At 74.2% G+C, this 13,876-nt stretch carries 12 protein-coding genes; 3 read left to right on the top strand and 9 right to left on the bottom strand.

The window, feature by feature from the left end:
* The first annotated feature begins 134 nt into the window (after positions 1–134).
* Positions 135–827: an NAD(P)H-binding protein gene (locus AC2A1K_RS27625; RefSeq protein WP_483899554.1), complete on the top strand. Its 693-nt coding sequence runs from the start codon at positions 135–137 to the stop codon at positions 825–827.
* A gap of 14 nt (positions 828–841) precedes the next feature.
* Here the strand turns inward: AC2A1K_RS27625 and AC2A1K_RS27620 are convergent, their stop codons facing one another.
* The 7 genes from AC2A1K_RS27620 to AC2A1K_RS27590 form a co-directional block, all read right to left on the bottom strand.
* Positions 842–1,807: a glycine betaine ABC transporter substrate-binding protein gene (locus tag AC2A1K_RS27620; protein WP_483899553.1), complete on the bottom strand. Its 966-nt coding sequence runs from the start codon at positions 1,805–1,807 to the stop codon at positions 842–844.
* A gap of 124 nt (positions 1,808–1,931) precedes the next feature.
* A complete protein-coding gene (locus AC2A1K_RS27615) occupies positions 1,932–2,954 on the bottom strand; it encodes a glycine betaine ABC transporter substrate-binding protein (RefSeq protein WP_483899552.1) in 1,023 nt (340 codons plus the stop codon).
* 78 nt (positions 2,955–3,032) lie between these two features.
* Positions 3,033–3,848: an ABC transporter permease gene (locus AC2A1K_RS27610; RefSeq protein ID WP_483899551.1), complete on the bottom strand. Its 816-nt coding sequence runs from the start codon at positions 3,846–3,848 to the stop codon at positions 3,033–3,035.
* The gene (locus AC2A1K_RS27605) at positions 3,845–4,906 is read right to left on the bottom strand and encodes an ABC transporter ATP-binding protein (RefSeq protein WP_483899583.1); all 1,062 of its coding nucleotides are present in this window, start codon (positions 4,904–4,906) and stop codon (positions 3,845–3,847) included. The genes AC2A1K_RS27610 and AC2A1K_RS27605 overlap by 4 nt, the downstream gene beginning before the upstream one ends.
* Positions 4,907–4,958: 52 nt before the next feature.
* A complete protein-coding gene (locus tag AC2A1K_RS27600) occupies positions 4,959–5,645 on the bottom strand; it encodes an ABC transporter permease (RefSeq protein WP_483899550.1) in 687 nt (228 codons plus the stop codon).
* Entirely contained in the window at positions 5,642–6,631 is a 990-nt protein-coding gene (locus AC2A1K_RS27595; RefSeq protein ID WP_483899549.1) for an IclR family transcriptional regulator, read from the bottom strand. Before AC2A1K_RS27595 ends, AC2A1K_RS27600 begins: the two co-directional genes overlap by 4 nt.
* 355 nt (positions 6,632–6,986) lie before the next feature.
* Positions 6,987–7,742: a DUF6474 family protein gene (locus tag AC2A1K_RS27590; protein WP_483899548.1), complete on the bottom strand. Its 756-nt coding sequence runs from the start codon at positions 7,740–7,742 to the stop codon at positions 6,987–6,989.
* 216 nt (positions 7,743–7,958) lie between these two features.
* On the opposite strand from AC2A1K_RS27590, the gene AC2A1K_RS27585 reads away from it, so the two are divergent.
* The gene (locus tag AC2A1K_RS27585; RefSeq protein WP_483899547.1) at positions 7,959–9,737 is read left to right on the top strand and encodes a TM0106 family RecB-like putative nuclease; all 1,779 of its coding nucleotides are present in this window, start codon (positions 7,959–7,961) and stop codon (positions 9,735–9,737) included.
* Between the two features lie 26 nt (positions 9,738–9,763).
* On the opposite strand, the gene AC2A1K_RS27580 is transcribed toward AC2A1K_RS27585, so the two are convergent.
* Both AC2A1K_RS27580 and AC2A1K_RS27575 read right to left on the bottom strand, forming a co-directional pair.
* The gene (locus tag AC2A1K_RS27580; protein WP_483899546.1) at positions 9,764–10,522 is read right to left on the bottom strand and encodes an SDR family NAD(P)-dependent oxidoreductase; all 759 of its coding nucleotides are present in this window, start codon (positions 10,520–10,522) and stop codon (positions 9,764–9,766) included.
* Between the two features lie 120 nt (positions 10,523–10,642).
* Positions 10,643–11,914 (bottom strand): class I SAM-dependent methyltransferase, encoded by a 1,272-nt coding sequence (locus AC2A1K_RS27575; RefSeq protein WP_483899545.1) that lies wholly within the window; start codon positions 11,912–11,914, stop codon positions 10,643–10,645.
* Between the two features lie 245 nt (positions 11,915–12,159).
* Between AC2A1K_RS27575 and AC2A1K_RS27570 the strand changes: the two genes are divergently transcribed.
* Positions 12,160–13,875, top strand: coding sequence for a hypothetical protein (locus AC2A1K_RS27570; protein WP_483899544.1), 1,716 nt, complete (start codon positions 12,160–12,162; stop codon positions 13,873–13,875).
* The last annotated feature ends 1 nt before the right edge of the window (position 13,876 follow it).

Genomic DNA, 13,876 nt, shown 5'->3' with positions numbered 1-13,876 from the left:
TGGTGGTGGTGTGGTGGTGGCCACGCGGCCCACATCACACGTGATCGACAGAGCGTGGGCAAGAGCACGGTTTCCGCGGATCGCCGAAACGGACGAAACGGACAGGTCGGGGCGCCGGGCGTACCGTCGGACCCATGCGCATCGTCATCGCCGGCGGACACGGGAAGATCGCGCTGCGCCTCGAGCGGCTGGCCGCCGCGCGGGGTGACGCGGCCGTCGCTCTCATCCGCGACCCGGGCCAGTCCGACGACGTCCGCGACGCCGGTGCCGAGCCCGTGGTCGCCGACCTCGAGGCGACCCGAGCCGACGACCTGGCGACCCACCTGACCGGCGCCGACGCCGTCGTGTTCGCCGCCGGCGCGGGGCCGGGCAGCACGGCCGAGCGCAAGGGCACCGTCGACCGCGACGCGGCCCTGCTCCTCGCCGACGCCGCCGCGGCGGCCGGGGTGCGGCGCTACGTGCTGGTCTCGGCGATGAACATCGACAACCCGCCGGCCGTCGAGGACGACGACTCGGTGTGGGGCCACTACCTGCGGGCGAAGAAGGCCGCGGAGGACGCGCTGCGCGCCCGGACCGACCTCGACCTGACGATCCTGCGGCCCGGGCGCCTCACCGACGACCCCGGCACCGGACTCGTGCGGCTCGGGACGGTCGACGGGCAGCCGCCTGTCGGCTACGGCGAGGTCACCCGCGACGACGTCGCCGCCGTCCTGCTCGCGCTGCTCGACGCCCCGGACACGACGGACACGGTGCTCGACCTCGTCGGCGGCACGGTGCCGCCCGCCCAGGCCGTCGCGGCGCTCAGCGGCGCCAACGCCCCACGCTGAGGTGCGCAGCGCACCTAGCCGATCAGCCCCTGCTCGCGCAGGAACGACCGCGCGACCTCGTCGGGACTGCGTCCCCCGGCGGAGACGCGCTCGTTGAGCTGGCGCATCACCGGCTCGGTGAGGGTGGGCGCGAGCATCCGGCCCAGCAGGGCGAGCCGGGGCGCGCGCGCCATGACGTCGCTGCGGACCGTGAGCGCCGCGTTGTACGGCAGGAAGTAGCCGCGGTCGTCGACGAGCGTGGAGAGGCGCAGCGGGTTGAGCCGGCCGTCGGTGGCGAACACCTCGCCGAACGTGCACGGGTTCGCCGCGGCGACCGCGTCGTAGATCTGGTCGATCTCGCGGGTGTCGAGGGCCTCGTCCCCGAGCGCGATGTCGTAGGTGGCGAGCAGCCCCTGCAGGCCGTCCTCGCGCCCGGTGAACTCCTGGTCGACGCACAGCGTCCCCTCCGGCGACCGGGAACGGACGAGGGCGGCGAAGTCCGAGAGCGTCCGGACCCGCAGCCGCTGGGCCGTGTCGGTGCGCACGCCGACCGCGTAGGTGTTGTTGAACGGCGTGGGGTCGAGCCAGGTCACCTGGTTGCCCTCGTCCGCGGTGCGCACGGCGTCGAACAGCGCGTGCGGGTCGGCGATCGTCGACTCCTGGGACAGGTACAGGCGCCACGCGGTGCCGGTGTACTCCCAGTACATGTCGATCTGACCGCCGGTCAGGGCGGCGCGGACGTTGGCCGACCCCTTCGTGTCACAGCGGTCGATCACCGTGGCCCCGCTCGACTGGAGCAGGGCGATGGTCATCTTGCAGAGCACGATCTGCTCCGCGAACTCCTTGCCGCCGACGGTCAGCGTCTGTCCGCTGAGGTCGACCTCCCGGGCGAAGCCGCCCGGCGGGGTGAGCCGCTGCTCCTGGGAGCACCCGGCGATCAGGGCGGCGACCAGCACCACGAGGAGGGCGAACGGGACCGGGGAACGCCGGGATCGGGGCACGGGCGGGGCGCCTTCGTCTCGAACGGTGGGAACGATCTACCGCCGCGACGACGACGGCCGGCCGCGGTCCGAGGACCCGCGACCGGCCGCCGCCGTCGTCACGCCGTCAGGAACATCAGGGGCCTCACTGGCCGCCGACGAACCCCTGCTGCTGCAGCCAGCGGGTGGCGACCTGCTGGGGGTCCTGCCCCTGCGAGGAGACCTGCCCGTTGAGGTCGAGCATCACGTCGTCGGAGAGGCGCGGGGTGATCGCCTCGAAGACGCGCTGGATGGTCGGGTTCCTATCGAAGACCTCCTGGCGGATGGTCGGTGACGCGTTGTACTTCGGGAAGTAGTTCCTGTCGTCCTGGAGCGTCACCAGGTTCAGGCCGGGGATGCGGCCGTCGGTGGTGAAGACCTCACCGAAGTTGCACGGGTTGCCGTTGGCGGTGGCCTGGTAGATGGCGCCCGTGTCCAGCGTGTTCAGCCCGGGCGGGCCGGCCGGCGGGTTGGTGACCCCGTAGGTCCGGAACAGCCCGGCGAGGCCGTCGTCGCGACCGGCGAACTCGGCCTCGACGCAGGTCGTGGCGGCCGGGTTCCCGCTGTTGATGAAGTTGCCCCAGTCGGTCAGCGTGCGCAGGTTGTTCTGCTCACCGAACGGACGGGTCACCGCGATGCCGTAGGTGTTGTTGAACGGCGACGGCGCCAGCCACACGATGCGGTTCTGCGCCAGGTCGGCGTCACGCACCGCGATGTACTGCTGCTGGGACTCCGGGATCGGCGAGGCGTTCCCGAGGTGGGTGATCCAGCCCGTGCCGGTGTACTCCCAGTACATGTCGATCTCACCGCCGACGAGGGCGGCACGCGTCGACGCGGTACCGGTGATGTTGCAGCGGTCGTTGACCGTGGCGCCCACCGACTGGAGGGCCGCGATGGTCATCTTGCAGAGGACCAGCTGCTCGTCGAACTCCTTGCCGCCGACCGTGTAGGTCTGACCGGCGAGGTTGATGCCGCTGGCCGCCAGGCTTCCGCCCTGGGCCGCGGGCTGGCCGCTGCCCGACAGGCCACCGCAGCCTGCGGCCAGGAGCGCCGTGGCGGCGAGCGTCACCGCGCCCGCCCGCCAGCCGGAACGACGGCCGGAGCGGCCGCCGCGGAATGTCCACCGCACAGTGTTCTCCTTATCCTCCGGGGTTGGCCGGGCCTCGCGGGCGGGGCGGTCGGCCGAGAGAAATCTCGAGGTCCGGCGTCAGCCGGAGCGGGACACGACGATGCGTTCGACGACGCCCGCGAGCCAGTCGATGAGCAGCGCCACCGTGGCGATGACCGCGCCCGCGACCAGCAGGACGTTGATGCGGTTGAGCCGCAGCGCCTGCTGTACGAGCTCGCCGAGACCACCCGCGCCGATGTAGCTGGCGAGGGTCGCGGTACCGACGTTGAGGACGAGCGCCACGCGCAGACCGGCCACGATGACCGGCACCGCGAGCGGGATCTCGACACGGAACAGGGTCTGCCGTGACGACATGCCCATGCCGCGCGCCGCCTCGATCAGCGACTGGTCGACCTGCTGCAGACCGATGACCGTGTTGCGGAGCACCGGGAGCAGCGCGGCCAGCGTCAGGCCGATCACGGCGGTGGTGACGCCGAAGTCGAGCCAGAACGCCATGAGCAGCAGGACGCCGAACGGCGGCAGCGCCTGCGCGAAGCCGCCGACGGCGAGGACGGGGCCCTGGGCCTTCCGGGCGCCCCGCCTGCTCAGCAGGATGCCCAGGGGCACCGCGATGATCAGCACCAGGATCGTCGACAGGAACGCGAGCCAGAGGTGCTGCCCGAGCAGCCCCATGACGTTGTCCGGGGCGAGCACGCGCTCCTCGATCGTGTCGAGGTCGCGCGTGGAGATGTAGAGGAACAGCAGGAGCAGCAGCAGGATGATGATCGCCGGCAGGATGACCAGGTCGTAGTGCTGGACCCACAGGCGGGCGAGGCTGCTCTGCTGCTTGCCCTCGACCTCCTCGACCGACTGCTCCGCCTGGGCGTCGACGGTCTCCGTGGTCGCCGTGCTCATGCGTCACGCTCCCGGGTGCGCAGCCCGCTGACGAGGTCGTTCCAGTGCAGGACACCCTGCGCGCGGCCCTGTTCGTCGACGACGGCGACCAGCGCGGCCCCGCCGTCGAGCATGACGTCGACCGCGTCGTAGACCGTGCCCGAGATCGGCACCGTCACCAGCGCGACGCCCGCGGCGTCGGTGCCGGGCAGGTGCCGCCACGAGACCGGCTTGCCGGAGGCGTCGACCTCGGCCACCGGGTGGCCGTTGCTGTTGCCGACCGCCTTCTCGTCGGTCTCGACGGGGTGGAGCTCCAGGCGGGCGAGCTCGAGCAGGGACAGGCGCCGGACCGCCGCGCCGCCGCCGACGAAGTCGGAGACGAAGTCGTTGGCGGGCCGAGTGAGGACCGTGTCGGGGTCCGCGTACTGCTCGAGCTTGCCGGTCGCGAACACGGCGATCTTGTCGCCCAGCTTCACGGCCTCCTGGAGGTCGTGGGTGACGAACGCGATCGTCTTGCCGATCGTGCGCTGGATCTCGAGGAACTCGTCCTGGAGGCGGTCGCGGGTGATCGGGTCGATGGCGCCGAACGGCTCGTCCATGAGCATGACCGGCGGGTTCGCGGCGAGCGCGCGGGCGACGCCGACACGCTGCTGCTGGCCGCCGGAGAGCTGGCGGGGATAGCGGTCGCGGAACACCGAGGGCTCGAGGCCCACGAGGTGGAGCAGCTCGTCGGCGCGCTCCTTGATCTGCTGCTTGTCCCAGCCGAGCATCTTCGGGACGACGCCGATGTTGTCGGCGATCGAGAAGTGCGGGAACAGGCCGCCCTGCTGGATGACGTAGCCGATCTGGCGGCGCAGGAGGTCGCCGTTGACGTGGGTGACGTCCTTGCCGTCGAGCAGGATGCGCCCGGCGGTCGGCTCGATCAGCCGGTTGATCATCTTCAGTGTGGTCGTCTTGCCGCACCCCGACGGACCGATGAGCATGACGATCTCGCCCTTCGGGATCGTCATGTCGAGCTGGCTCACCGCGGGCGACTCGCTGCCCGGGTAGATCTTCTCGACGCCCTCCAGAACGATCATGTCGGACGACCCGGCGCCGTTGTCCGGGACGATGGCGGTCTGGTCTTGGTTCTCAGACACGGATACCCCTGGGGATGGTCAGGCGCTGGACGATGGCGAAGAAGATCTCGAAGACGGCGGCGACGACGAGGCACAGCAGCGTGCCCGCGAGGACCTGGTAGAAGGAGTTCGCCGCCCCGATGCGGGAGATCCCGTTGAGGAGCAGGATGCCGAGGCCGGGGCCCTGGACGACGGCGCCGACCACGGCGATCGAGATCGAGATCAGCGTGGTGACGCGAATGCCGTTGAGGATGACCGGCCACGCCAGCGGGAGCTGGATGGTGAGCAGCCGGCGCAGGCGGCCGTAGCCGAGCCCCTTGGCGGACTCGAGGACGGCCCGGTCGACGGTGGTCAGGCCCGCGACGGTGTTCCGCAGCACCGTGTAGAGCGTGTAGATCGTCAGCACGATGATCGCGGTGGTGACCCCGAGCCCGGTGATGGGCAGGAACAGCGCGAACAGCGCCAGCGACGGCACGGTGAGCAGGGCGGCGGTGAAGACCAGACCGCCCTCGCGCACGCCGGTCGCGAACCAGTCGAGCGAGAACCGCCGCGGGTCGGGCTCGCCGGTGGAGACCGCCAGACCCAGCACCACACTGATCGCGGAGCCCAGGCCGACGGCGATGAGCACCACCAGGAAGTGGGCCTGCGTCAGGAAGACGATCTGCTGCGCGTTGCTGGAGAGATAGTCCAGGAAGTTCACGACGCTCCTCTCTCGGGAGCAGGGGGGGTGGACAGGGCGGGCACCTCGGAACTCGGGCCGGATGGTCCAGCGCGGGCGGTGGCGCGCCCCGCCGGGCTCACCGCGCCCGCCCCGAGGGACCGGGACAGGTCGTAGGCCGCCCGCAGCACCGCGGCGCGGACCTCGTCCAGGACGGGATCGACGCGCGACTCCGGGCCGCTCACGCCGAGGGCGGCGACGACGGCGTCGCTGCTGTCGCGCACGGGCGCGCCGAGCGAGAGGAGGCCGCGGTCGGTCTCGTGACGAGCCAGAGCCCAGCCCCGCCGGCGTTCGTCGGCGACCCGGGAGACGAGCTCGTCGAGCGAGCGGGGCGCGGCCGGGCCGGCCGGACCGAGGCCCTCGGGCACGATGATCCGGGCGATGGCCGCCGTGTCGAGGTCGAACAGAAGTGCACGCCCGGTGGCAGTACACGACAACGGCACCGTGCGCCCCACCCATCCCGCGGCGCGCAGCTCGCTGTCCGGCGCGGCGGAGGCGATGGTCATGACGCTGCCGCCGCTGCGGATGCCGACGTCGACGCGCTCGCCGAGCAGCGCGGCCTCGCGCGCGACGGCGGCGTCGGCCTCGTCGCGCAGCCGGCGGTCGACCGCGGTGGCACCGATCGCGAACAACCGGGTGCCGATGCGGTAGCGCAGGGAGCCGGGCTCGCGGTCGACGTAGCCGGCGTCGGCGAGGAGCTTCAGCAGGCGCGAGACCTGCGACTTGTCCCGCCCGAGCTGCCGGGCGATCTCGACGACGCCTAGCGAGGAGGGGCCGCCCGGGGTGCCGAGCAGGTCGAGGACGTCGAGGGCCCGGTTCACGGGCCCGCCGGCCTCGTCGCGGGGGCGCCGTCCGCGCGGAGCGGAGGTGGTGGGGGCGGGTTCCTTCGAGCCGACGGCGGCGGCGGGGGAGGCGGGCGTCCGAGGGGTCGGCGTGTCCGTTGCTCCGGTGCGCGCGCGAGGGCTCACGGCTCGCCCCCTTCCCGTCCACCCGTTCCGGACGCTCCGGATCGGGGCGTCTGCGGCAACGGGCGTTGTCTCAGCGACAACGACTGCGGGGACAGTAGGCGGGGAGAGCGGGGGTTGTCACCCCGTAGATCCGACATTCGAGGGATGTTTCCCCGGGCGCGGTGGACGCAGCGGGTGACCGGGGGCCCGTCGGAGGTGGCGGTGGAATCGAATCCGGGCAGCTCCACGCCCGGTGGAGTGCCCATCCGGGCCCGGACGACCGTCGCGGATCACGATCCGTGACAACACCGATGTTTCGAGATCGTGATGTGCTGTGGCGCCCCCCGGGTCGTCCGTTCGGGGCAGGCGCCGGGCCTCAGCCCGACGAGGTCGTGGTGCGGGGCGGGGTGACCGCGGCGCGGGGGTTGCCGCCGACGCCCCACAGGGCGAGCAGGCGGTCCTCGATGCGCTCGAGCTCGCCGGCCACGGCGACGTGGGCGCTGCGCCGCCTGCTCGCAGGCATCTGCTCCGCGGCGCGCACGGCGGACTCCAGGTCGCTCAGCCGCTGCTCCGCGTCCTCGACGAACGAGCGGACCTCGCCCGCGCGGGCGTCGTCACCGTTCCCGTGGCGCGTGCGCAGGTCCTGCGCGGACAGCGCGAGGTTGTGCACCCGGGCGTAGAGCGCGGCGCCGCGGCCGGTGAACTCGCCGAGCTCGTCCGGGGCGACGCCGAGCTGGCGGGCGCGGTGCGCGTCCCAGCGATCCCGCGCCACGCCGACGGCCTGGTAGACGATCGGGGCCACGATCGGCACGACGATCCGCGCGATGCCGAGGTAGCGCTTCACCTTCGCGCCGGTCCACGGCTCGGCGGCGGTGCCGTCGAGCTCGTCGGCGTCGGCGTCGGCCTCGTCGGACCTCTGACGCTTCTTCGCCGCTTTGATGGCCTTCTTGTCCCCGAGGAGCGTCGCCTCCTGGGTCTCCGCCAGGTGGCGCTCCGCGAGCGCCGCGCGGCGTCGCTCCTTCTGCGCCTTGACGGCGAGCTCGGCGGCCTTCCTGCTCACGACGTAGACGTCGTCGCCCACCTCGACGGTGTCCGCCTCCGTCGCGGGCCGCCCGCGCCGCAGCAGTCCCATGGACCCTCCCGTCCTCGTGCCCGTGGCCTGTCGCGCGTCCGGGCGGATCGCTCGCACCCTAGTGGCCGCGGGCGGGGTGACGGCCCCGTCGTGCGGCCCGGCGCGTCCCGACCCCGCTGATCGATCGAGGCCGAGTGCCCGGGCCGCACCCGTCCGACACCTGCCCCTCGGACGCCGTCGACCAGGGCTGTCGGGGTCGCGTGGGAAGCTCGGACCATGAGCACGACCACCGCGCAGGGGGCAGGAGACGCCTGTGCCGCCGGCCCGTGCGCCCCCGACGCCGCGCCGCTGCGGCCGGTCCTGCTCGACGCCGCCGCGACCACGCGCTGCCGCCGCCGGGTCCACCTCGAGCACGTGCCGGCGGAGGATCTCGGGCCGAGCGGCCCGCCCCCCGGTGACGACGCCGACCCGGGCGTCGCGATGCGCAAGGCGGATGCGGCGAGCCATCGCGCGACGCTCGCCGCCCGCTGGGCCGAGCTCCTCGGCGCGCGCTGGAGCTCCGTACCGTCGGCGCCCACCGCGCGGGAGCGCGCGGCGGCCACCCGCGCGGTGCTCGCGGACACCCCGGCCGACGTGGTCGGGGGCGCCGAGCTCCCGGCCGGCGACGGACGTCGCGGGCATGCGGAGGCCCTCGTGCGCGCCGTGCCCGGCGACGGGGCGTCCGGATGGTGGCCGCTGATCGTCGTCCGCCACCGCATCACCGACCCCGGCGAGGGCGCGCTCACCTCCCCGCTCGCCCGGCCCCATCCCGACGCGGCCGCCCTCGACGGCGCGCGGCGAGTGCGCACGGTGACGCGCGACGTCCTGCGCCTGGCCCACCTCCACCGCATGCTGCGCGCCGCGGGGCTCGCGCCGCCCGAGGTTCCCGGGACGCCGGTGTGGGGCGGCATCGTGGGCCTCGACGCCGACGTGGTCGTGTGGGTCGACCTCGCGTCCTCGACCGGGTCCGGCGGGCGCAGCACGCTCGAGACCTACGACCGCCGTCACGCCGACCGGCTCGCCGTCGCGGAGGCCGCGCGCTCCCGCGCCCCGGCGCTGGCCGAGCCCTCGCGGATCACCGAGTGCCGCCGCTGCCCGTGGTGGCCGACGTGCGAGACGGCGCTGCGCGCGGTCGACGACGTCAGCCTCGTCGTCCGGGGCGACGCGGCGCTGCGCCTGCGCGGCCGGGGGGTCACCACGGTCCGCGAGCTCGCCGCGCTCGACCCGGCCGCGGGGCTGCCCGGTCCGGAGCCCGACCCCGAGACGCCCGAGGCGGGCGAGGTCCCCGATCTGCTCGAGGCGGTGGCGCTGGCCCGGGCCTGGAGCCGCGACGTCCCGCTCGTGCGCCGCGTCGCACGCCCCACCGTCGCGCGGGGCGACGTCGAGGTGGACGTCGACATGGAGAGCCTCGGCGAGGACGGCGCCTACCTCTGGGGAGCACTGCTCTCGGGTGCCGACATCGGGCTCGAGACCGGTTACCGGGCCTTCGTCACGTGGGACCCGCTGCCGACCCGCGACGAGGGCCGCTCCTTCGGCGAGTTCTGGACGTGGCTCTCCGAGGTGCGCGCCCGGTGCGCCGAGCGCGGGCTGGTGATGCGCGCGTACTGCTACAACGAGCAGGCGGAGAACCGCTGGTTGCGCGGGTCCGTCGAGCGGTTCGCCGGCATGCCGGGGGTGCCGCCGGCCGCGGAGGTGGAGGAGTTCATCGCCTCCGACACGTGGATCGACCTGTTCCCCGTGGTCAGCGAGTCGTTCCTGTGCCCGCACGGCAAGGGCCTCAAGCGGGTCGCGCCGTCGGCGGGGTTCGCCTGGCACGACCCGGAGGCGGGCGGCGAGAACTCCATGCGCTGGTACCGCGACGCGGTCGGGCTCGACGGTGGCGAGCCCGACCCGGCGCAGCGCGAGCGCCTGCTCGTCTACAACGCGGACGACGTCCGGGCCACGTGGACGCTGCGCACGTGGCTGACGTCGGACCGGGTCCTCGAGGTGCCCTACCTCGAGGACCTCACGGCCTGACCGCCACCGGGCGACCGCGTCGGCGGCTAACGAGGCTGCATGCGCAGGCCGCCGTCGAACCGGATGACCTCGCCGTTGAGGTAGTCGTGCTCGATGATCTGCGCGACGAGCTGCGCGTACTCGTCGGGACGCCCGAGACGCTTCGGGAACGGGATGCCCTCGGCGAGCTGCTCGCGGAACGACTCCTCGACGCCGGCCAGCATCGGGGTGTCGATGATGCCGGGCGCGATGGTCATGACGCGGATGCCGTACTGGGCGAGGTCGCGGGCGGCCGGCACGGTCATGCCGACGACGCCGCCCTTCGAGGCCGAGTAGGCGATCTGACCGATCTGACCCTCGAACGCCGCGACCGAGGCCGTGTTGACGACGACGCCGCGGGCACCGTCGGTGAGCGGCTCGGTCCGCGCGATCGCCTCGGAGGCGAGGCGCATGACGTTGAAGGTGCCGAGGAGGTTGACGCCGATGACCTGGTTGAACACGCCCAGGTCGTGCGGGCCCTTCTTCGACAGCACCCGACCTGCGGTGCCGATGCCCGCGCAGTTGACGACCACGCGCAGCGGCACGCCGGTGGCCGTGGCGGCCTCGACCGCGGCGGCCACCTGGTCGCCGTCGGTGACGTCGGCGCCGACGTAGTCGACTCCTGCGAGTGCCTCCGCGCCGTCGACGGCCTTCGGCAGGTCGATGGCGATGACGCGCGCGCCCTGCTTGGCGAGCCGGCGGACGGTGGCGCCACCGAGGCCGGAGGCCCCTCCGGTGACGATCGCGGCGACGTCGTTGGTGTCCATCTCTCTGCGGCGCTCCTCTGCGGCACGGGGTTGTTCCCGCGCGGAGGCTATCCCCGCGACCGGTCGCCGGTCAGCCTTGACTGTTCGTGAACGCCGCCACGTCGCGATCACGGGTTCGGCTCAACGGCGGGCGATCCCCAGCTGGTAGTCGTCGAGGTAGCGCGACGCGAACCCGGCCTCGGAGTAGGCCAGGTAGAAGTCCCACATCCGCACGAACGTCTCGTCGAACCCGAGGGCGCGCACCTCCTCCTCCCGGGCGAGGAACGTCGCGCGCCACCGGCGCAGCGTCTCGGCGTAGTCGAGCCCGATCGAGCGGCGGTCGACCACCTGCATCGTCGTGTGCCGGGCGAGGGTGTGGTCGACGGCCTCGAGGCTCGGGATGAGCCCGCCGGGGAAGACGTACTTGTGGATCCAGGTGTACGACGACCTGGTCGCCTCGAGCCGGTGGTGCGGCATGGTGATCGACTGCAGCCCGAACCGGCCGCCGGGGGCGAGCAGCCGGTCCACGGTGCGGAAGTACTCCGGCCAGAACCGGTCGCCGACCGCCTCGATCATCTCGATGCTGATCACGGCGTCGTACGAGCCCGCGGCCTCGCGGTAGTCGCGGACGTCGATCGTGATCCGGTCGGAGACCCCGGCGCGCTCGGCGCGGGTGCGCGCGAGCTCGGCCTGCTCCACCGACAGCGTCAGCGTCGTGACCCGCGCGCCGCGCCGCGCCGCCCGGATCGCGGCCTCGCCCCAGCCGGTGCCGATCTCGAGGACGTGCTGGCCCGCGCGCACCCCGGCCAGGTCGAGGATGCCGTCGATCTTGCGGTGTTGGGCGTCGACCAGCGGCTCCTCCGGGCGCTCCGGGTCGAACCAGGCGGCGGAGTACATCATCGACTCGTCGAGGAAGAGCGCGAACAGGTCGTTCGACAGGTCGTAGTGCCGGTGCACGTTCTCCTGCGAGACCTCCGCGTCGGCGGCGACCTCCTCGCGCGGCTGGCCCCGGTCGTAGAGACGGCGCAGGTTGCGTAGCGGGCGGGGGACGAGCTCCTCGATGTGGTCGACCATCGCGCGCAGCACGCCGACGAGGTCGTCGGAGTCCCAGTCCCCGACCATCCAGCCCTCGCCGAAGCCGATCAGCCCGTGCCGACCGAGGCGGGTGAAGAAGGCCTCGGGGCGGATGAGGCGCAGGCCCGGGCCGTGCGGGTCGCCCTCGACCGAGCCGTCGGGCCACACGAGGTGCATCGGCAGGCGCCTGACCGCCGATCGCACGAGGCCGCGGGCCACCGTCATGCGCAGCCGGTTCTCGCCCGGGTCCTGCAGGCCGGGCCACACACCCTCCGCGGGACGCGGCAGGACGCGGTCGCGCCCGGCGGTGGACGTGGTGGTGCGCGAGGTCGAAGACACGGAGACGTCCTCTCGTCCGCGGCCGGGAGCTCGACCGCTCATGGCGTGCGCGACGCCCTCGTGCGCCGCATTCGCCGCACCTTCGTCAGGGAGCGCCGGGGTGTTCGCAGCATTTCGCCGAGATCACGCCGTCGGTCGTCGAGCTGATGATCACTCACGGACTGCTGTCGTGCGTTACCGTGCGGAACCTGCCCAGGTCGGACGGTGCCCATGCCGAATACGGCGGGGTCGCGGAGGAAGGTGTGATGGGCGTCCCGGAGCAGCTGCGTCGCCTCGATGAGGACCTGGCCACCGGGCGGGTCGACGCCGAGTCCTACCGGCGGCGTCGCGACGAGATCCTCGCCTCCCGCCTGCCGAAGGCACCTCCGCCGCCGGCGCGCGACGAGCTCGACGACAGCGAGATCGACGCCGCCGACCAGGAGCTGGGGTTCGACGACGGGTTCGACACCGAGGTCGAGGCGCGCGGGAACGGGCGGGCCTCGGCGCCCTCCGCACCCTCGACGCCCCACCGGCCACCGGCCGGGTCCCGGCCCCCCGCGCCCCCACCCGCACGCCCCGAACGGCCGGCGTCGCCCCCGCGGGGCGGTCCGCCCCCGACCGACTGGCGTCCCCCGCCCCCGGAGAGGCGGAGCGGCGCCGGATCGACGGCGCCGGCGAGCGCGGGTGCCGCGCGGCCGCCGGGCGCACGGACGCCGCCCCCTCCGAACCCACCGACACGCCCGGCCGAGGCCCCGGCGAACCCGGCGGCGAACCCGGCGGCGAACCCGGCGGCGAACCCGGCGGCGAACCCGGCGGCGAACCCGCCGGCGAACCCGGCGGCGCCCCTCGAGGCCCCGGCGACGCCGCCCCCGGCCGAGCGGGAGACGCCGAGGGGACCGGAGACCCCGGCCGCCCCGAGCGGGACGACCGGCCGGGGCCGGCCGCGGGCGACGATCCCGGCCGCAGGGTCGGTGGAGAGCGCGCTGGCGCCCGGTGCCGACCCCCCCGACGCGGCGGCACCTGAGACCGGGAGGCCGGAGGAGCCGGCGGTGCCGGACGAGCCCGCGGCGACGGACGAGGACCCGGCCCTTCCCTCGGCCGCCGAACCCGCTCCCGAGGGATCCGCGGCCGGTGCGGTCGACACGGTCGACGGCGACCGGCCCGACGGGGACACGCAGTGGACACCCCTCCCGGGCCGCGCGGTCCGGACCCGGCCGGGTGCGAGCACGGACGCCGACCCCGCGGCCGCCACGCCGGCCGCCGAGAGCCCCGCGACCCCGGCCCTCGAGCTCGACACCCCGGCCCCGGGCGTCCCGGGTGACAGCACCGATCGCGCCGCCGACGACGCCGACGCCGACGGCGACGACGGCGACGACGCCCGGCCGCGCGGGATCCCCGTTCCCGCGACCGCCGCCGAGGCGCCGCCGCTCCCCGAGACGCGCCCGTCCTCACCCGCCCTGCGCCCACCCCCGCCGCCCGCGGAGGAGGACGACGCGCGCACCGACGAGCGTCCGCTGCCGGGCGACCCCTTCCCGCCGCCGTTCCGGTGGTCGGCGGAGGACGCCGACGCCGACGCCCACCCGGACACGACCCAGGTCGTCCGCGACGCCCCCGGTCCGGCCGCCGATCGCACGCAGGTCGTGACCCGCGACGAGCCGGCGCCGGAGGCGACCCAGGTGGTGCCCCGGCGCCCGGCGGCCGCGCGGTTCCCGAGCGGTTCCGCGCGCCCCGGCCCGCCCCTGCCACCGGAGCGCACGCAGTTCGTGCCCGGCGCGGTGCCGGCGCGGGCGGCCGGCGGTGGCGTGGCGCGCCCGGAGGACACGGCCCCACCGTGGGCGAGCGCGGCCGCCCGCTCCGAGGGCCTGCAGGGACGCGAGCTGTTCGCCCGCGGCCCGGGCCCGCGCGCCGGTGTCATCCTCGGGACGGCCGCGCTGCTCCTGCTCGTCGCGATCGTGCTGGTGGCGTCGATCGCGCTGGCCTGAC

The organism is Actinomycetospora sp. 2LY8.5 (genome assembly GCF_057180585.1).
Note: the sequence above shows the minus strand (reverse complement) of the source record. Positions and strands in the feature narration are given on the sequence as shown.